13 protein-coding genes are annotated in these 19,143 nt (G+C 37.0%); 7 read left to right on the top strand and 6 right to left on the bottom strand.

What is annotated here, in order from left to right:
• The first annotated feature begins 2 nt into the window (after positions 1-2).
• From EHQ49_RS16930 to EHQ49_RS16940, 3 genes are read left to right on the top strand one after another with little or no spacing between them, the layout of a single operon-like run.
• Positions 3-1,352 (top strand): cbb3-type cytochrome c oxidase subunit I, encoded by a 1,350-nt coding sequence (locus EHQ49_RS16930; RefSeq protein ID WP_135580883.1) that lies wholly within the window; start codon positions 3-5, stop codon positions 1,350-1,352.
• Between the two features lie 3 nt (positions 1,353-1,355).
• Complete coding sequence (locus EHQ49_RS16935) at positions 1,356-2,138, top strand: CbbQ/NirQ/NorQ/GpvN family protein (protein WP_135580885.1); 783 nt, start codon at positions 1,356-1,358, stop codon at positions 2,136-2,138.
• 9 nt (positions 2,139-2,147) lie between these two features.
• Entirely contained in the window at positions 2,148-3,911 is a 1,764-nt protein-coding gene (locus tag EHQ49_RS16940; protein WP_135580887.1) for a nitric oxide reductase activation protein NorD, read from the top strand.
• 9 nt (positions 3,912-3,920) lie between these two features.
• On the opposite strand, the gene EHQ49_RS16945 is transcribed toward EHQ49_RS16940, so the two are convergent.
• Genes EHQ49_RS16945 through EHQ49_RS16970 form a run of 6 tightly spaced genes read right to left on the bottom strand, consistent with a single transcriptional unit; the run spans position 3,921 to position 11,915 of the window.
• The gene (locus EHQ49_RS16945; protein WP_135580889.1) at positions 3,921-5,141 is read right to left on the bottom strand and encodes an NnrS family protein; all 1,221 of its coding nucleotides are present in this window, start codon (positions 5,139-5,141) and stop codon (positions 3,921-3,923) included.
• A 50-nt stretch (positions 5,142-5,191) separates the two neighbouring features.
• Entirely contained in the window at positions 5,192-5,818 is a 627-nt protein-coding gene (locus EHQ49_RS16950) for a Crp/Fnr family transcriptional regulator (protein WP_135580891.1), read from the bottom strand.
• A gap of 14 nt (positions 5,819-5,832) precedes the next feature.
• The gene (locus tag EHQ49_RS16955) at positions 5,833-7,830 is read right to left on the bottom strand and encodes a 7TM-DISM domain-containing protein (RefSeq protein WP_135580893.1); all 1,998 of its coding nucleotides are present in this window, start codon (positions 7,828-7,830) and stop codon (positions 5,833-5,835) included.
• On the bottom strand, positions 7,827-9,812 hold the full coding sequence (locus EHQ49_RS16960; protein WP_135580895.1) for a sensor histidine kinase: 1,986 nt from the start codon (positions 9,810-9,812) through the stop codon (positions 7,827-7,829). The genes EHQ49_RS16955 and EHQ49_RS16960 overlap by 4 nt, the downstream gene beginning before the upstream one ends.
• On the bottom strand, positions 9,809-10,732 hold the full coding sequence (gene fliH, locus EHQ49_RS16965; protein WP_002973208.1) for a flagellar assembly protein FliH: 924 nt from the start codon (positions 10,730-10,732) through the stop codon (positions 9,809-9,811). The genes EHQ49_RS16960 and fliH overlap by 4 nt, the downstream gene beginning before the upstream one ends.
• Positions 10,733-10,736: 4 nt before the next feature.
• The gene (locus EHQ49_RS16970) at positions 10,737-11,915 is read right to left on the bottom strand and encodes a FliG C-terminal domain-containing protein (protein ID WP_135580897.1); all 1,179 of its coding nucleotides are present in this window, start codon (positions 11,913-11,915) and stop codon (positions 10,737-10,739) included.
• 114 nt (positions 11,916-12,029) lie between these two features.
• On the opposite strand from EHQ49_RS16970, the gene EHQ49_RS16975 reads away from it, so the two are divergent.
• From EHQ49_RS16975 to EHQ49_RS16990, 4 genes are all read left to right on the top strand, one after another.
• Positions 12,030-14,144, top strand: coding sequence for an adenylate/guanylate cyclase domain-containing protein (locus tag EHQ49_RS16975; RefSeq protein WP_135580899.1), 2,115 nt, complete (start codon positions 12,030-12,032; stop codon positions 14,142-14,144).
• On the top strand, positions 14,132-16,276 hold the full coding sequence (locus EHQ49_RS16980) for an adenylate/guanylate cyclase domain-containing protein (RefSeq protein WP_135580901.1): 2,145 nt from the start codon (positions 14,132-14,134) through the stop codon (positions 16,274-16,276). The genes EHQ49_RS16975 and EHQ49_RS16980 overlap by 13 nt, the downstream gene beginning before the upstream one ends.
• 85 nt (positions 16,277-16,361) lie before the next feature.
• Entirely contained in the window at positions 16,362-17,837 is a 1,476-nt protein-coding gene (locus EHQ49_RS16985; protein ID WP_135580903.1) for an aldehyde dehydrogenase family protein, read from the top strand.
• A 185-nt stretch (positions 17,838-18,022) separates the two neighbouring features.
• Positions 18,023-19,126, top strand: a complete 1,104-nt coding sequence (locus tag EHQ49_RS16990; RefSeq protein ID WP_135580905.1) for a bacteriohemerythrin — start codon at positions 18,023-18,025, stop codon at positions 19,124-19,126.
• The last annotated feature ends 17 nt before the right edge of the window (positions 19,127-19,143 follow it).

Here is a 19,143-nt window from a genome sequence, read left to right on the forward strand (position 1 = left end):
CAATGAGATTCCAATCACAAAAGGTCGCATATTGGTTCTTTGCAACTTGTATGTTACTCTTATCTTTACAAATCGTATATGGTTTCATAATGGGATTTGCTCGTATTGGATTAGATGGACTACATGATTTTATTCCATTTAATACCGCTCGTGCCACACATACAAATCTACTCGTAGTATGGTTATTAACTGGTTTTATGGGAGCTGCTTATTACATCATACCCGAAGAATCAGACAGAGAGTTGTATAGTGTCAAACTAGCATACATTCAACTACTATCTTGGGTTGTTGTTGGGGTGATTGCCATTATTGGTTTTCATTTTAATTGGTGGGAAGGTCGTAAGTTCTTAGAAATCCCAAGGCCACTCGACTATTTGGTTGTTGTGAATGTATTAACATTTTTGTTTAACATCGCTATGACTATATGGCAGGCCAAAAAAAGGAGTACAACACAACTTGTGTTATTCTTTGGTTTGTTATGTGCAGCTTTACTTTATCTACCAGGTATGATCTACTTCGACAACCAAACACTGGACTCTTACTTTCGATGGTGGGTGGTTCATCTTTGGGTTGAGGGGGTATGGGAACTCATTATGGGTGGTATCCTTGCTTTTTTACTCATCAAACTTACGGGAGTGGATAGAGAGGTCATTGAAAAATGGTTATATGTAGTTGTAGGTTTAACCTTCCTTTCTGGAATTTTGGGAACAGGTCACCACTACTATTGGATTGGAACTCCTAAGTATTGGCTTATGGTCGGTGGAATTTTTTCTGCTTTAGAACCATTAGCTTTTCTCGGGATGGCCATCTGGGCACTCAATATGTATCGCAAAAAAGGAAAAAACCATCCTAACAAAATTGCACTTTATTGGACTCTAGGAAGTGCTATGATGTCTTTCATTGGTGCCGGATTTTTAGGTTTTGCACATACTTGGCCGGCTGTCAATCAATGGACTCATGGAACCCTCATTACTGCGATGCACGGGCACCTTGCATTCTGGGGAGCCTACGCTATGTTAGTGTTAGCTGTCATTTCCTATGCGATGCCAAATCTAACAGGAAGAAAACTATTTACTGGAATGTCTGGTTATTTGGCATTTTGGGCTTCTAATATCGGAATGTTAGGAATGACGGGGGCGCTCGCTGTTGCCGGAATCACTCAAGTGTATTTAGAACGTAAGTTAGGTATGGACTTCCTTGTGGTTCAGAAAGAAATCATATTCCATTTTATTGGAATGTTACTTGCGGCTACCCTCTTTACTGTTGGTATCGCTTATTTCATTGTGGATTTCATTCGACATGGTCTTCCTTCCAATGAAGCTGTTGGAAAAAATCTTGGTGATCTCGATTAATTTATGTTAACGAAGAAAGCACCCTATTACGAACCAATCGGTAAGGAACTAGAAATCTTTCAAATGGCGGCAGAGAATTCTCTGCCGCTTTTGTTGAAAGGCCCCACTGGATCCGGTAAGTCCCGATTTTTAGAATATATGGCTCACCTAATGGGTCGTAGACTTATTACTATATTGTGTAACGATGAAACATCGTCTGTAGATCTCGTTGGAAGATTTTTAGTAAAAGGAGCCGATACCATTTGGATGGATGGTCCCTTAACTACAGGAGTCAAAGAAGGAGCTATTGTTTATTTGGATGAAATTGCAGAAGCAAGGCCTGATACACTGGTAACCATTCACTCTTTAACCGACCATCGTCGCACCTTATTTTTAGAAAGAAAAAATGAAGAGGTGAGTGCCCATCCAGATTTTTTACTCGTAGCATCTTACAATCCTGGATACCAGAGAGGATTTAAGGAACTAAAACCTTCCACCAAACAACGATTTCTTGGAATGGATTTCCCTTACCCGAAAACTGCTGTAGAAGAAAAAATCATAGTTGGGGAAACGGGTATCAGCGAATCACTAGCCAAAAAGTTAGTTCAATTTGCTAACCTTGTGAGGAACAAACCAGAGTTAGGATTAGCGGAAACAGTTTCGACAAGACTTCTTGTTTCTTGTGCAAAATTAATTGCGAAAGGTCTTCCTTCTCGGCTTGCAGGCAGGACAGCGATCATTTTACCTCTATCAGACGACAATGATACAGTCGCGGCTTTACAAGACAGCTTCGATTTGATTTTTTAGGTCACAACATTGGAATGGGATCAGTTTGTATTTTACCAGGGTCATAAACTTTGGAAAAAAATTCGAAAAAAACTCACACCACCTAATCCATATTATAAATATCGAATGGAGTTAGAAGAAGGTCGAATCCTAAGATATTTGCAGACTTTAAAAAATGAACCAACCACTTTGATCTTCAGCGGAGAAACCATAAGTTTTGGACAAAACTATTTGAAATTCCCGGAAGTGGTTCATTTATTTTTTTCAGAATCGAGTTCTAAAAAATATGTTAGGATCTTACTTGCCTATCTTTCTTATCTCGAAGTAGCTAAAAAAACGAAGAAAGAGGATACAAAAAAGATAAATGGAGAAACGTCCTTTACAAAAGATCATTTTTTTTATTTGTTTCGAAATTTTCTAAATGTATTTCCTGGCATTCGTACTGATTGGAAAGAAATCCGAATGGAAAAGTTAAAAATTCGGAAAAGAGATTTAATTCAATACCAGAAAATCACTTCTATATTCACTCATGCAACTTCATCTATCTCTGATTTAAAACATGAGTTCCCCACAGGAAAAGATTTTATATCAAAGTCTGAGAAAGAAAAAGTAAAATCCAAAGAATCAAAACAAAAATTGGACCCAAGTGATGCCGAAGTTTTGGAAGTGGATGAGAAAAAAATCGAGGAATATACATTAGGTCATAATTTCGAAAAAATTGAAACTGTAGAAGAGTTTGATGGACAATGGCGTGACATTGATGGTGAAGAGGATATGGAAGAAGAGGATGCTTTACAAGAGCTAAACTTAAAACATATCATTCGAACGGAAGATCCCGTTCATACCACTCGAACCAGTGAGTCGGGATCTGGAACCACTCTGGAAATTTTAGATGAAATGGATATTGGAAATCATTTTTCTTATCCAGAGTGGGATTATAAGTTAAAAAACTACAAACCAGACTACTGTAATGTAGTAGAAGAGTTTCCCAAACAGAAAGACAGCCATTATACAAAACTTATATTAGAGAAACAACATTCCAATTTAATGTTATTGAAAAAAAAGATGATGGCACTCTTAAACCAAACTCGAATCAAAAAGAGATTGGTGGCGGGTGCTGATATTGATTTGGATGCTCTTGTGGATCGTTATGCCGATATCAAAGCAAAGATTAGTCCATCAGAAACAATTTATATGAACCCCATTCGAGATGTTTCGGACATGGTATTGTATTTCCTTGTTGATATAAGTTTGTCTACAGATTCATGGATCCAAGAAAAAAGAATTTTAGATGTGGAGAGGGAAAGTTTACTTCTATTCTCTGAATGTTTGGAAGAGTTAAAAATTCCTTTTGGAATCGCCGGTTTTTATTCTAGAACTCGTAATTTTAATCAATTCCTACATTTGAAACAATTATCGGAACCTTGGAGTTCTGCCCGTGATCGTTTGGGATCTTTATCACCAATTGGGTACACTCGGGTTGGCCCAGCCCTTCGCCATACGAGCTCCCTACTCAAACAAACGTCCTATAAACAAAAATGGATTATTCTCATTACAGACGCTCGTCCCAATGATTATGACAAGTACGAAGGAAAGTACGGGGTTGAAGATGTAAATAAAGCTGTCGGTGAATGTTTGTTAAATGGAGTCCAGGTTTTTACTTTGGCAATTGGAACTGAGGAAAAACCAACAATTCCATCGATGATGAGAAATGCAAGTTATCAAATGTTGTTTCATCCCGAAAGGCTCCTCGATTCTCTCCAAGAATTTTTTCGAAGAACCATAAGAGTTTAAACTTTAGATTTATGATGGTTTCCCGTCTGGTCTTGGGCTGAATAAAATCTTTGTGTATTGGAGGATGAATAAAATAAATGCGAGGATCCAACCGATTCCAGAGAGATGATAAGCTAAGTTATACTTTCCGAATAAAGGAAGGAAAACTCTAGCGATTACCGCAAAATTCAAAATGATATAAGCACCTACTGTGAGTGGTGATGCTACAATACTTCTTCCTGTATGTCCCAAACTCACTCGAGTGATCATACCATAAATAAAAACTCCAATGCCACCAACAGTCAAACTGTGTATCGCAGAAGATATAGGAAAGTATCCGAGAGAAACCAAACTATAAAGTAAAAACCCTAAACAAACCCAAAAGTATCCTGTATACAAAATCCATAAGATTGGTTTTTGGTATGATTTCCATGGTTTCCAGGATAAATAACGTACCACATTCGTAACAAACAACGAAAAACTACTCAAAAAAGAAAACAGAATTATAATATTTGTTAAACTAAGCGAATCGCTTCTAGAAGATACATTCGAAGCAAAATATCCTTCTACAAGTTTTGAAATGTAAAAAACAAAAGGTAAGTAGATGATTGTTGATTCTAATTTTGGCATTCGTTTGAAGGAATATCCTGGAATGACCACTCCAGAAAAAAATGGAACGACTCTCCCTCCAATGATTAAAATGAGGAAGAGGATTACAAATATACCTAAATGGACAAATAATAATGTTTGTTCCGGATCTAAAACGGAACGTGCAGAAAAACCAGCTAACAAATGAAAAATGGTAAATAATCCATAATGAAAAACAATTGGTTGATTGTGTTTTTGAGTGGGAACCATCAATTTTGGATAGAGTAGGAAAATTACCATCAGGTCCGAACTAATGTCTAAACCAAAAGATAAATAGGATAAAAATCCAAGTGGATACATTGAAAACCTTCCCAAAGTCCAAAAGAGTAATAGAAAAAATAAATTTTTCCCTTTTAAGATGCTTGAGTTGGTCCAGTTTTGGACTGCTGTAAAAAGAAAACCGAGGACAATCGCTTTTGAAAATCCAAAAACCATTTCATAGGAATGCCAATGGATTGAGTTGATCTGAATGGGATTAGGGACTGCATTCGAAAGAACGAGTAACCAAAATCCAATCACTAAAATGCCATATACGGAACCGAACCAAAAAAAGGGACGAAAAGCGGTGTTCCAAAAACTGAAACGAAAGAATGAAATCTTCATATTCTGATTCTAATAAAAATTAGAATCATTTCATTGATGCAAATCAAGAATTAAGCTAAAATTTTAAGTAAACCTTCTTTATCTAGAATGCTGATTTCCCCTTTTTGGGTATCAACAAGGCCTTGGTCTTTTAGTTGTTTTAGGATTCTCGAGAATGTTTCCGGCCTTAAGTAAAGAAGAGATGCCATTTGAGTTTGTTTTAGCTGTAAGGAATCTGGTGTTCCATAAAATAAAAAATGTGCTACTCTTTGCATCGCATCCATAGTAAGACCGCGGTTGATTGCCAAATTTAAAGTGTCGATTTTGTTCATCAGTGAATGCATAAGAATATGATTCAGCTCAATGTTTTTATGAATTCGACTCTGTACTTCCGTGAGAGGCATTCGTAAGATTGTACTTTTTTTAGTAAATCTTCCAGAGGCAGGATAGGGAATGCCTTGAATGACAGCCCATTCTGCAACGATACTTACAGGACGAAAAAAAGTTAAGGTAACTTCATTCATGTTGCCATCGTATTTGAATACTTGTAAATCCCCTGTAACAAGTAAGTCCATATAAGCAACAGTATCGCCGCCATGGAATAAGAACTCATCTTTTGAAAAGGTGAGTTCCTGACAACCTTCAAAGGCCTTCATTAAGGATTCCGGATTCGGTTGTGTTAGATACTTGATGATCATAGAATCAATTTGTACTATTTTTTCTTTTTGAAGTTAGGGATCTTAATTTCAGTTTCTTTTAAAAATTTCCAATATCGTTTTAAGGTGACTTTCCAATCTTCCTTTTGTGTTACGGAAGATGTGGATCCTGAATTTATTTGTGATTCTTTGATTGGTTGTAGCTCGGAAACAGGAACAATGGCTGCAATACCCAAATCGATTTTAAGATATTTCTTTTTGATAATTTTGAAATCAATTTTCGCCCCTAACAATCGTACGATTTCAAGGATAATTGCCCATTTTACTTTTATCGGATTTAATACGTTGTAGTTTTCAACTAAATCGCTGAACAATCTTTGTGATACTTTGGGATTACTATGAAATAATAAAAATCGAAAGTGAACATTCCCTTTCAAATCTTGCGTAATGATTAAATCATTGTGGTTGAATTCTTTAAATGGCGGAAAATCAACCAATCTTACCACAACAGAGTTAATTAAGTCCAAACTATTGTGAATTTCTGTCTCTGGATTTACTTTAATAGAATAGGTGATGTCATCTTCCGGAATCACTTCGTTAATAAAGGAGATAAAGTTAACTTGTTCTTTTACAGGTACTTCTTTTAAAACTTCCAGTCTTGAAAGTTCAATGATATCATCCATTACATTATCAATGGATGATTGCACTTCAATCACATCTTTTACTAAATTTTTGTCCTTAGTTTTCTGAGTTGATTCACGGTAGGCGGTCAACTTTTCTTTCATTAATTTCAGAGGGCCTGAAATCATTACATCCATATAATAAAAAATCTTTTCGCGTAAAGAGTCTGCTTCTTTTAATCTTTCGTAGCGATTTTGAAGTTTTCTTTTCATAATCAAAAACTGAAATCGTAGAGCAAGAGTCATTAAAATCAAATATACTAAGAAACTTGTTTCTAAAGAAGATGGTGAGTTGAGATATCCTCTTTCAATTAATATTTCTTTTAAAATTGAATAGAGTAAGTATACAAGTGCAAGTAGATGGATTGTGGAACCGCGAGTTTGGTCCCGAAACTTATTAAAAGTTACATAGATTGCATAACCAATCACAGCAAGTAAATGGATGTCCCAATATCCAATAAAGTTATACCAGAATACAGGGTTCTGGATGATCGCAAAGACTGCGATAAAGAAGAACTGCATGAATAGATAGATTCTTTGGTATTTGAAAGGTTTTAATTCAAAAAAGTCTTGAATGAACTTTATAAAACCATAAGGCAAAATTAATAAAAAAGAATATTCGATGAATTTTAAAATTGCAAATTGATTAATTAGAAAAAATCGAACTTCGTTTTTTGATAACTCATATGCGGAGAATATAAGAGCTAAGATACTAAAACTGAAATATTCTTTTTTGTCTCGTAAGTTGAAATAATTGATAAAGAAAAATAATGCAATAAAAAGGTAAAAACCAACAAAGATAAGTTCTACGAGCGAATCATAAAGATTTCCGTTCAATGCTTCTTCATAAGTGACAATACGAATAGGTCCAGTGATGACTCCGGCCGAAGTTGAAAGTGAAGATTCAATTTTTACAATTAAAACGTTTTCGCCTTCCAATAGTAGATCGTGTGGGATGGGATAAATTCTTGGTCTGCCAAAGGCAAACTCATCAGGATCTTTTCCAAATGCAGAATTGTTTTTTCCAATGAGGACTCCGTTGATAAATACTTCGTCTGATTGATAAACTTTCCCTAGTTGTAACGCTAAAGATTTTTGGTGTTGTTCTGTTGTGATTTCAAAACTTTTACGAATCCAGATCGCACCACGATAAGATCGATTTAAGTTACGAAAGTTACTAGGAACAGTTGTGATATCTAAGTTGTTGGCATTAAATTCGTTACTAAGGATATCTGCATTATCATTAAAGTAAATTCCCCAGTCGTCTCCATCCAAACGGAGTACAATGGTATTTTCATCTGTGGAACGCGAACAATTAGTAACCAATAAAACGAAACTTAGGATTAAAATTTTATAAAAGCTAAACTGTTTCATTTTTTAGGTTTCTCCGGGATCCGAATTGTGAATTTAGCTCCCATACCTTCGCTTGATTTTAAACTCACAGTTCCGCCTAAAAATTTTGTAGTAGCTTCCACTAAGGTAAGGCCAATTCCAGCTCCAGGAATTTCATTTTTTTTGTCACGATAACCTCGGACAAACTTTTGGAAAATGGTTTCCATTTCCAATTGGCTAAGACCCATCCCTTCATCCATAACAATGAGTTGGTGGAATCCATCTCGATTAAAAAATTCAATACTAATATCTGTTTTGGGATCTGTGTATTGGTATGCATTTTCAACAAGGTTTCTTAAAATAGAAAACAATAATTCTTTTGGGAAATAGATTTCTAAATCACCTGGTTTTACCTCAATCGAGATATTTTTTCTATATTGTTCCAAATGGTTTTCCACACTCGAAACACAATTTCTGATTAGTTCTGATACAGAAAAGGATTCATAAAAAGGAATATAAGATTTGTCTTCTAACTTTCGCAGAAGCATTGCTTCTTCTACCATATAACTCATATAAGATATATGGTCCTCAGCTTGTTTAACTGGGTCTAAATCGTGTTTAGAGTTGGCCTTGGTTTTGGTTTTCTTTTTGGCCGCAGACTTTGTTGTAACTTTTGTTTGTTCTTTGGAAGTAGTTTTTCCACTATTTGCGGATATATTGTCTATAGCATTTTTGATTTTTTCCATTCCTGATTTGAACTCAGAGGATAAATTAATCAAAAATCCTGTTTTGACTCGTTCCATTTGGATTAATTCTTTTTCTTGTTCGATAAAGTTTTCTAAACCCAATACAATATCGTTCGAAAGTTGAATAGAAATCATCACAAGAAAAATTAAAAATCCCAAATACAAAGTTCCAGGCATAGAAATGATTTCTAACGCAGAGAGACTATCGATAAGAATCGTAGGTAATAAAGATGCAATTCCAATTAGAATGAATTTTACTTTTGCAATGTTTGGCTTTCCGTTTTTTACAAACAAATAAATCACAAGGCCCATAGCTACAGGTAAAACATAATTGAACAAGGCTATAACTAGAATCCAAGTTTTAGGAGTTCTAAAAAATAGAGTAATTACAAATAAAACAAAAAGAAATACTTCATACACCAATAAAACAACGTTACGTTTTATCTTTAAATACTGGTGCATAAAATTGATAAAAAATATCGGTAAGCAGATTAATACTAAAAGTTCGGCAACATAGGACCAAGTGAAACTTTCAAATAAGATATCTCTGTGTTGAGTTCGAATTAAAACATAAATCCCCATAAAGATAGAGAATAGGGCAAAGAAAAAATTTTCCCCGGCACGTCCGCGAACAATGGAACCTACTAAAAAGTAAATTCCCATAAATATAAATACATAACCACAGACCATTGCAAATGCTTCTTTGGAAAAAGCAGACTCACGTAACAGTCGTTCCTTGGCAATTGTTGGTGCTTCTTTTAGGCCATTTAGGTTTGTCGCTGCATAAATACGGATCGCCATCACATTCAGGCCTGGTTTGAGAAGGTGGGTCGGTAGAGAATAAATTCTAATTTTTTGAAAGTCCACTTCCATTCTAGGAAGAACAGTCCCGGTTTTGTCGATTAGGGTTCCATTTAAGTAAAATTCATCAATATCGCGGATACGGCCAAGTTGGATAGCAATGGGTTCTACCGGTGTTGTATAATTTTCAGGTAAAAAGAAAGAACATCTGTACCAATGGTATCCTGTTAGATTTTCTGTTTTTGAAATCCCGTAATCTGGTACAGAACGTTTGACCCAGAAAGATTCTTCAACAGTTTCATCTCTCCAGTCTAAGTTATCACCTTTGCGAAATAACCAATCTGTTTTTAAAACGACTGGGTTTTCGAAAGATGTGATCATGGTTCCGCAAGGTTCTGCCACCAAACTGAAAATAGTTGGCGACAAAACGAATGCGAACCCGAATACGAGTTGGTAAATACGGGTTTTCGAAATCATATCGGTTCGACGTTTCGAATGGCCTCTTCGATTTCTTTGAGCTGAGTGGAAATCCTTGCGTCGATAGCTCCCACATCTGTTTCGATGATAACGCCACCACGATCCACTCGAGAGTCTTCGTAAATATTAACTTTGCGAAGTGATTCCATAAGTTTGATGAGTTCGTCTTTGTGTGCTGTTGTGAGTTCCAAGTCAGCAAAGTTAACACGAATATCAATTCGGTCACGATCTTTGATTCGTTTCATTGCTTCTCGAATGTTATTAAGTACGATTTCTTTACGTTCAATGATTTCGTCTTTGATTACTTTTCTTGCAATGACAAGGATCATCTCTACCATTTGTTTTTCTGAGGCAGCAATCATTTCTTCACGAATATCAATTGCTTTACCAATGATCGTTCCTAATCGGTCAATGAGTCGCCTAACTTCACCTTGGCCTTTTTTAAATCCTACTTCTCGCCCAGCATCATATCCTTTTTGATATGCCTCGTGTTCGATCTCAGCCTGTTTCATTTCGGCTTCTTTGATCATACGTTCGACTTCCATCTTAGCACGATCTAAGATTTGTTCCGCTTTGGCACGGCCAGAGTCTTCTTCTAGTTTGATTTTTTCTTTGGAGTCTTGAACCATTTGGAAGGCTTTGGTTCTACCTTCTTCTTCAATGGCTTTTGCTTGTTTTTTGGCGTCTTCTAATAATTGACGAACTTGTTCTTCTGTTTCTTGGCGATACCTTTGGAGTTCCGCTTCGATCTCTTCAATCGATGGACCTTGGTATTGTTCGATGATATTCCCTTCTTGGTCTATCTCGAAGTCTTCTTGTTCGTCGGTTTTATGGAACTTTTTGTACTTATCAGGAAGTTGAATCTCAACTTCTTCTTGTAAGTCGGCAATTTGAATGGGTTTAAAGACGAGTTTTGCCATATACTTACTTCAATCTCCAGAGTTTCACTTTGCCTTCATTCATTGCCTCGCGTAGTCTATCTAAGATTCCCTTTTGGGCTTCTTCGATTTCTGCTAAAGAGACAGGACCTAACGAATCCCATTCGATCTTAATTTCTTTCACAAGCCAAGATTCCAAATTGGAATAAACTTGGTCGCGAAAATCCGTCTCTACACCTTTCAAAGCGCAAGCAATGACAAGTGGATGGATCTCAGAAAAGAACCGAGTGAGACTCGTCCTTCCTAAATGAAGGAGGTCTTCCAAACGAAAGTAGTGTTCTACTATAGTTTCGGCATATTCTGGGCTTTTTTTCTGAATTCGTTCAATTAAATTTTGAGATGGCAAAAAAGGAAGTCGAGTCAGAATTTCCCCCGCAGTTTTTGCTTTGCGGCTACGAATCTTCGAAACTGGCATTTTTTTCTGGATGAGTTCCATTTTGAAGCGAAGGAAACGTTCTAATTGGTCCCTTTCCTGGTCCGAATGGTAATCGATTTCCGAAAGTGCCAAAATAATCTCTTCCCTGTGACTTTCTGGGTATTCAGCTAAAACTTCTGAGGCAGTTTCCGGGTCGGAAAAACTAAGAACTCGAGCGACCACTTCGGAAGATTCGTCCGTGGTCAAATTTCGGAGCATTTCCAGGGAATAATTAGGAAGTTCTGACCAAAGAGGGGAACCCGACTTTGAGTCTTCCTCTTTTAAGATTTCTTGGAGGAGAGAATATAGTTCATTTGTATCTGGATGTTCGTTAAACGCTGACCCACTTCCTGTGCGCATCGTTTGGTGGGGATCAATGTCATTTGCATAACTGCCCCCGAGCGATGATTTTCCGAGAGTAGGCTCAGTTTTTCCGCTGTTTTTGGGCGGGTATGTGTGATTCGCATACTCGCTATATCCTTTGTTGGTATCCGTAGTTCCGCCGCTCGCACCAATGGAACGGTGGCGATTGGAAGTGTTGGTTTGGGTCCCTTTCTTTTGTAAGAATCTGGTGAAAGAAAGCAGGATGTCTTTTTCTTGTCCTTTGGTCGGCGAAGGATTCGATTCGACCTTTAAAAGGAGGGATTCGATTTCAGAATCACTCAAGTGAGCAAAAACCTCGTCCGGTAAATAGCGGCCTAAGATTTGGTAGGCAAGGGCGGCTTTATTGGATCCAGAAGGAGATTTCATTTAAGAGACATAATAGCTAATCGTAGCGGTCGTACAAACTAAAAAATATTATTTTTTTTGATTCGAAAACTTCCTTTTCAAATCCATGTCTTCGGGAGTCCCTGAAGGATAGGGATGACCCGCCAGAAATTAATCTACTTCTCCATTGCATTGCTGACAATGGCCTGCGGCATGGTGGCTCCCTCGCCCCAAATCCAATCAGGCACTTTGGATCTACGAACTTTCCCCTTGACCACCGGTACAACCATCGCTCTTCACGGAGACTGGAAATTTTACCCTGGTGTACTCGACGTCCCTTCAGATGCGACAACGGCTAGCTATTTGCCGGTTCCGGGTCTTTGGAACCAAGTGCCAGTTTTATCTGGGTTCGCTGATGGAAAGGGATACGGTACTTATGTTCTCGATATCAAACTCCCTGAAGAAAATCAAATTTATGCGATATATTTGCCTGAAGTTAGAACCGCTTTTCGAATCAATGCAGGTAACAGGAGTTTGGTGTCAGGTGAACCTGGCATCACCAAAGAAACCACAACCCCTAGTGCGCAAGGGCAGAGTTTTACAATAGGTGCCAAAGAAAATCTTCAGATTCAAATTGCGGTGAGTAATTTTCATCACAAAGAAGGTGGACTTCCAAGTGCGCCTGTTTTTGGTCTTGGGGAAAGTGTTCAAAATTATATTTTGGCACAAAGTATGTTGGATTTAGCTCTAACTGGTGCTATATTCATGTTTGGTTTATATCATTTTATTTTATTCTTCTATAGAAGTAAACAAAGGGAAGCTTTTTACTTTGGGTTTTTTTGTTTGGTCTTTGCTGTTAGGATTCCCTTTATTGGAAGTAAAACGATTTATGCAGTTTTTCCTAATATTCCTTGGGAACTAGTAATTTATATCGAATACGCTTCTGTTTTTGTTTTGGGAATTTTATTTTTATGGTTTGTAGACGGACTTTTTCCTCGTTTCATTGATACAAAAATTATTCGTTACTTTAGCGCCTACGTGCAATTTATGTTAGTTTATGGTTTGATCATCAAACCTGAGATTTATACGCAGTTTGAAGTTGTTTTTCAAGCGATCGGTATTATATTTGCAATATTTTTAGGTATTCGTTTGTACCAGATGGTGCGGAAAGGATTACCCGATGCCGGAATTTTCTTTTTAGGATATCTCGTTTTATTTGTTGGATTTGTGTATGATGTATTTCTGGCTTATAGCGGAGAAGGTGATTCTACTTTGTCGCAATTGGCAGTATTTTTGTTTTTTGGTGTTCAGTCTACAATTGTTACACTTCGTACGGTAAGGAGCTTTCGTAAAAAAATACTATTAAAAGATGAATTTGAAACTATCAATGAACAGTTTATTCTAACAAATCGTTTTTACGCAAAATTTATACCTCGCGATTTTTTGATCCATCTTGGTAAGGAAAGTATCGAAGAGGTTCGGTTAGGTGATAGTAGCGAGAGGGAAATAACCGTTTTATTCGCCGATATTTGGGAATATTGGGATATAATTTATTCAATCCCTCTTGAAAATAGAATGTTATTTACAAATTCCTATTTAGGAAGGATTGGCCCTTGTATTCGAAAAAACAATGGTTTCATCGATAAATACATTGGTAGTGCCATTATGGCATTGTTCGATGGTGGAATTCAAAATTCAATTATAGCTGCCAAAGACATTCAATGGGAACTAGAAAAATACAATGAACGAAGGCGAAGTTTTGGTTATCTTCCGTTACATGCTGGAATTGGCATCCATTCTGGAGATACTATGCTTGGAATTTTGGGAGAAGAAGAAAGATTTGAGTCTACTGTCATTGCAGACGCAGTAAACCTTTCGAGTCGAATCCAAGGGTTAACCAAAAAATACGGCGCAAGAATTCTTGTTAGCCTTGCATCACTTTTGGTACATGAAGACTTAGAGGCAATCCCATATAGAATTTTGGATTTTGTGAGAGTTAAAGGAAAACAAGAAACGGTAATGATTGCCGAGATTTTAATTCCCGATATCGATTCAATTTCCAATAAAAAAATAGCAAACAGAGGGCAATTTGAAGCCGCAATTTTTGATTATGTACGCGCTGATTTTGTTTCTGCATTAAAAAAGTTCCGCTCTGTAATTGTAGACAATCCAGAAGACCTCGCAGCAAAAATCTATATTGAAAGATGTGAATATTATCAAACTTCTGGTGTTGGTGAAGACTGGGATGGGATTTCTGCATGGGAAAAATAATGAAATCTGCAGTTTTTGTTTTTTTCGTTTTTGTCTCTTGTTCTGTATTTTTTTCCTGTAATTTTGGAACTTCTCCAGAGGCAGTTAAAGGATATTTGGAACTTCCCCTCGAATATGTAAAAAACCATAAAAAACTTTCTACAAATGGTGAATGGGAATTTTATTGGGAAGAAGTTTATGGCGAAAGTTTATTTGAAAAAATAAAAGAACCTAACAAGGTTTATGTTAAAGTTCCTTCCTCTTGGAACTCATATGGGCCAGAAGAAGCAAGTGGTGATGGTTATGCGACCTTTCGTTTAACATTGAAAATACCTGATCCAAAAATTCGTTATTACTTCCGAATTCAACCAGCAACTAGTTCCTACGAACTCTATATCAATCGCCAAAAAATTGCAAGTTCTGGAAAGGTCGGAACGAGTGAACTTGATGCCATTCCTAAATACCAAATTCAATATGTTTCCTTTCAACCAGAAGGTTATGAACAAGAAATACTTTTTGTCGTGAGTAACTTCCATCACGCTAGAGGTGGGTATAGAAAACCATTGGACATTGGAACCAAAGAAGTCATTCAAAACCAAACGCTGATTTATTCAGCGGGAGAAGTCTTTATCTTTGGTACGATGTTGACTATGGCTCTTTACCAACTCACAGTGTTTTTCTTTCGAAGAGAGGAGAAAAGTTCTCTATTCTTTGCATTGTTTTGTTTGTTTACAGGACTTCGTCTTGTAGTACTCGATAACTTTTATATAATTTATGCTTTCCCTGATTTTTCATGGCATTGGATGCAGGTTTTGGATTATACATCGGCCCCACTGCTTGTCTGTTTTTTCTTAGGTTATTTGAAGAGTTTATTCCCAGGAAAGTCAGAAGTCCCCAAATGGATGTTATACTCTTGTTGGAGTATAACAGCTTGTTATGTTTCATTTGTTGTGTTGACAGATGCAAAACTTTTTACAAAAACAAATATTTTTTCACAAGTTTTGATCCTATTTTTTAGTGTGTGTTCCTTTTATGTAATTCTTAGAATTTACCGTCAGAAGAAAAAAGATAGTAGTTTGATGTTTTATGGATCTCTACTACTTATGCTTGGGTCAATTCATGATTTGATGGCAGGGAATTATTGGTTCCAGTCTCAACCATTTATGCCTTTTTCTTTATTTATATTCTTTTTATTTCAAGGTATTTTACTCGCCAGAAGAAATGCCAGGTTCTATTCCTCGATGGATACATTAACAAGAGAATTGATTGAAGTTAATAATCATCTAGAATCATCAAATAAAATTTATGCAAAGTTTGTTCCTTTGCGACTTATTGAATTGTTTTCACAACAAACAAAAGCTCGAGTGAAACGAGGTGATTTTATTGTGAAACAGATGACGGTTTTATCTTCTGATATCAGGGATTTTACTGCCATCTCTGAAACTTTAAGTCCAGAGGAAACATTTCTTTTTTTAAATGATTATCTGCGCGAAGTGGGACCTACTATCAGATCCCATAATGGATTTATTGAAAAGTATGTAGGTGACGCTATCTTCGCACTGTTTGAAAGGCAACCTGAAGATGCTTTGTCTGCTGCAATTGAGATGCACAAAGCAGTTGCAAGGTGGAACAAAAAGTCAAAATCCCATCGTGTGAGTGACATTCAATTCGGAGTAGGAATCCATTATGGAGAACTGATGCTTGGAATTATTGGTGAGGAACAGCGTATTGAGTCTGCCGTTCTCTCCGATTGTATGGGTGTTGCCAACTCTTTGGAATCTATGACAAAAAAATATGGCGCCAAAATCATTTTAAGTTTAGATGCTCTACTGGAATTACAACATCCTGATTCCTACCCACATAGACTGTTGGACTTTATTAAAATTCCAGCCAAACAGACGTTAATTGGGATTGCGCAAGTTTTGGTGGAAGGTGTCGAAGAGTCTTATGATTTAAAATTAAAAACCAAAGAACAATTCGAAGAAAGTGTGAATTTGTTTTGGGATGGGGAATTTGAAAAGGCAGGAGCCGGATTTCGTGCCGTTTTTGCCATCGATCCTTCTGACAAAGCAGCCAAATTGTATTTGGAACGCACTGAATTGTATGCGCAAAATGGGGCTCCCCCAGGGTTTGGGAAGGGGTTTTTGGCATAAAAAAGACATAGATTCGCCCCGATTCCTGAAAAAGTTCTTGAACTTCCTCTGTAAATGAACGAGAGTCAGTAATACGGAGATTCCCATGACTCAAGCCACTCTTACGCAAGCCCCTACCACTGGAAAGCCTGTGATCCAAACAAAAAGTTTTACTCCATCCGATATTGATCGTATCTTCAAAGCACAGAAGGCAAAAGCTTTGGAACTTCGGTTATCGAATTTCAAAACTCGTATCACAAAACTAAAGAAGCTGAAAGACGTTGTCCTTAAATACCAAACGGAAATCCAAAAAGCTCTTCACTCTGATTTTAAAAAATCTTCGGGTGAGGTAGACATTACTGAAATTCTACCTACCGTTGCCGAAATTAATGATGCCATCCGCCATGTAAAACATTGGATGCGCCCAAAAAATGTAATGACTCCACCGACTCTACTCGGTGCAACCAGCCGAATCATCTATGAACCAAAAGGGGTTTGTTTGATCATCGCTCCTTGGAATTATCCCTTTCATCTAGCCATAGCTCCTTTGGCAGCAGCCATTGCCGCTGGTAACACTGTAATGTTAAAACCTTCAGAGTTTACCCCGCATACTGCAGATGTCATTAAGGCGATGTTAAGCGAAGTATTTTCTGAAGAGGAAGTTGCTGTATTCGAAGGTGATGTTGCAGTTTCAACGGCACTGCTCGAAGCACCTTTTGATCATATCTTTTTTACAGGATCTACTCCTGTTGGTAAAATTGTTATGGCAGCAGCTGCAAAAAATCTTACCAGCGTAACATTGGAGTTAGGTGGTAAGTCTCCTTCCATCGTAGCAGAAGATGCGGACATGAAAGTGGCAGCAGAAAGAATTATGTGGGGAAAATTTCTGAATGCTGGACAAACTTGTGTGGCACCAGATTATCTTTTAATTCCCGAATCCAAAGTGGATGAATTTGTAAACAACGCTAAAGAAGTCACAGAAAGTTTCTTTAAATCGAAACCTGAAAACTTTACAGCGAGTCCTGACTTTTGTCGTATTGTAAATGCAAAGAACTTTGGTCGAGTTTCTTCTTATATGGATGATGCTGTCAAAAAAGGGGCTCATATTGCTTACGGTGGGGAAGTTCGAAGTTCCGATAATTTTATTTCACCAACCATTCTTACACATGTGTCTTTGGATGCACGTATTATGGAAGATGAAATTTTTGGACCACTCCTTCCTATTGTTACTTATAAAACCTTGGATGATGCCATTCACATCATCAACGAAAGACCAAAACCGTTGGCTTTGTACATTTTCACAAAAAAAAGCCGTACATCCAAATATGTTCTACGAAGAACTAGCTCCGGTGGGGCTGTGATCAACGACGTGATTTTACATTTGGTGAACCCAAATCTACCATTTGGTGGAGTGAATCATTCAGGTCATGGTAGTTATCATGGGCTTTTTGGATTCAAAACTTTTTCACATGAAAGGTCTGTTTTACAAACTCCTAAGGCATCCATCGCTAAGTTGATGTATCCACCTTATTCAAGTTTTGTGAGATTGATTGTAAGATTAACAACAAAGTTCTTTATTTAGACAACGTTCGATTAAAGACTACACTCCCGGGGAAACTCGGGAGTTTTTTCCTCAATTCTTTTAATAATACCTTCCACCTCAATCATTGTTTCTCCATACATGTTGTTTTAAAACTACTGATAAATATCAATTCCAAGATTGATTCTAATTCGTGACATCGTAATTGTGATTATTTTTGTGGAACTATGCAAAAGGATTACTCCGCGCATTTAGATTCCTTACGAATCACTTGGTTAAGTGAACCTTTCCACCTCGGAATTCCCATCATTGACTTGCAACATGTTTGGTTGGTTCATATTATTTTAGAGTTGGAAGAAACCATTGTCGAATCCGAAAAAGATGGGTCTGATGTGGATGTTCACGTATCTTTTCGGAAAGCTTTGGATTATGTGGCGGAACATTTTGCTTTAGAAGAAGACATTCTGGAACATTTTAATTATCCAAGTTTTAAAGAACATGTAAAGGGGCACCGTAATTTTGTAGAGCGGTTAACTGAAAAATATTATGAAGCCAAAGATAACCAAATGGCTGCTTTGGGTATTTTACAGATCCTTAAAAAATGGTTATTCCAACATATCTTACATGATGACACCGATTATGCTGATTTTTTTAAAGCTAGCGGAGTTGATTTAAAATCATACTGTAATGAAATTTTAAAATCTGGCAAATATCCAATTTCCAAAGAACAACTTTTGATTTATCAAAACATTGTACAAATGGATACAACCCATATTGCTCTACATGAACAGTCCATTGATACCATCCAAGAAATTCGAAACATTTGGAAAACATATAATCTTTCCACTGGTGTTCCTATTATAGATTTACAACATGTTTGGTTATTAAAAATGATCGTTGAATTGGATCACTCTCTTAAGTTAGGTGATGGTTCTAGTGATACGTTCCATCGGGTGATTGCTGCCGCTATTGAATACACAAAAGACCATTTTGGTGTGGAAGATAAAATCATGCGGTACTTTCGATTTACTGATGTGGTTAACCATATGAACCAACACAAACGGTTTATTGATTTTATCAAAACTAGAAATGATGAATTTAAATTAGGAAATCCTCGGGCCGGTTTGCACTTGGTTCAGGACCTTCGTAATTGGCTTTTGTCTCATATTGCTCTTGAGGATAAAAAAATCGGAATCGCTTTTGAGTCCCGTGTGCGGGAGCTTTCCGAGTTTACGAAAAAATTGCACCAAGCTGGCGAAATTGCCATTTCTCGGGAGCAAAAAAAACTATATAAGTTGGTGATGCAATCGGCTCCAGACCCTCTCGATTGATTTCTGTCGGAATTTGA

The organism is Leptospira perdikensis (assembly GCF_004769575.1).
GTDB lineage: Bacteria > Spirochaetota > Leptospiria > Leptospirales > Leptospiraceae > Leptospira_A > Leptospira_A perdikensis.

Excerpts from the sequence above, each read along its gene's own strand:
- EHQ49_RS16930 (WP_135580883.1), top strand. The coding sequence starts at position 3 with ATGAGATTCCAATCACAAAAGGTCGCATATTGGTTCTTTGCAACTTGT.
- EHQ49_RS16935 (WP_135580885.1), top strand. The coding sequence starts at position 1,356 with ATGTTAACGAAGAAAGCACCCTATTACGAACCAATCGGTAAGGAACTA.
- EHQ49_RS16945 (WP_135580889.1), bottom strand. The coding sequence starts at position 5,141 with ATGAAGATTTCATTCTTTCGTTTCAGTTTTTGGAACACCGCTTTTCGT.
- EHQ49_RS16950 (WP_135580891.1), bottom strand. The coding sequence starts at position 5,818 with ATGATCATCAAGTATCTAACACAACCGAATCCGGAATCCTTAATGAAG.
- EHQ49_RS16955 (WP_135580893.1), bottom strand. The coding sequence starts at position 7,830 with ATGAAACAGTTTAGCTTTTATAAAATTTTAATCCTAAGTTTCGTTTTA.
- EHQ49_RS16960 (WP_135580895.1), bottom strand. The coding sequence starts at position 9,812 with ATGATTTCGAAAACCCGTATTTACCAACTCGTATTCGGGTTCGCATTC.
- fliH (WP_002973208.1), bottom strand. The coding sequence starts at position 10,732 with ATGGCAAAACTCGTCTTTAAACCCATTCAAATTGCCGACTTACAAGAA.
- EHQ49_RS16970 (WP_135580897.1), bottom strand. The coding sequence starts at position 11,915 with ATGAAATCTCCTTCTGGATCCAATAAAGCCGCCCTTGCCTACCAAATC.
- EHQ49_RS16975 (WP_135580899.1), top strand. The coding sequence starts at position 12,030 with ATGACCCGCCAGAAATTAATCTACTTCTCCATTGCATTGCTGACAATG.
- EHQ49_RS16980 (WP_135580901.1), top strand. The coding sequence starts at position 14,132 with ATGGGAAAAATAATGAAATCTGCAGTTTTTGTTTTTTTCGTTTTTGTC.
- EHQ49_RS16985 (WP_135580903.1), top strand. The coding sequence starts at position 16,362 with ATGACTCAAGCCACTCTTACGCAAGCCCCTACCACTGGAAAGCCTGTG.
- EHQ49_RS16990 (WP_135580905.1), top strand. The coding sequence starts at position 18,023 with ATGCAAAAGGATTACTCCGCGCATTTAGATTCCTTACGAATCACTTGG.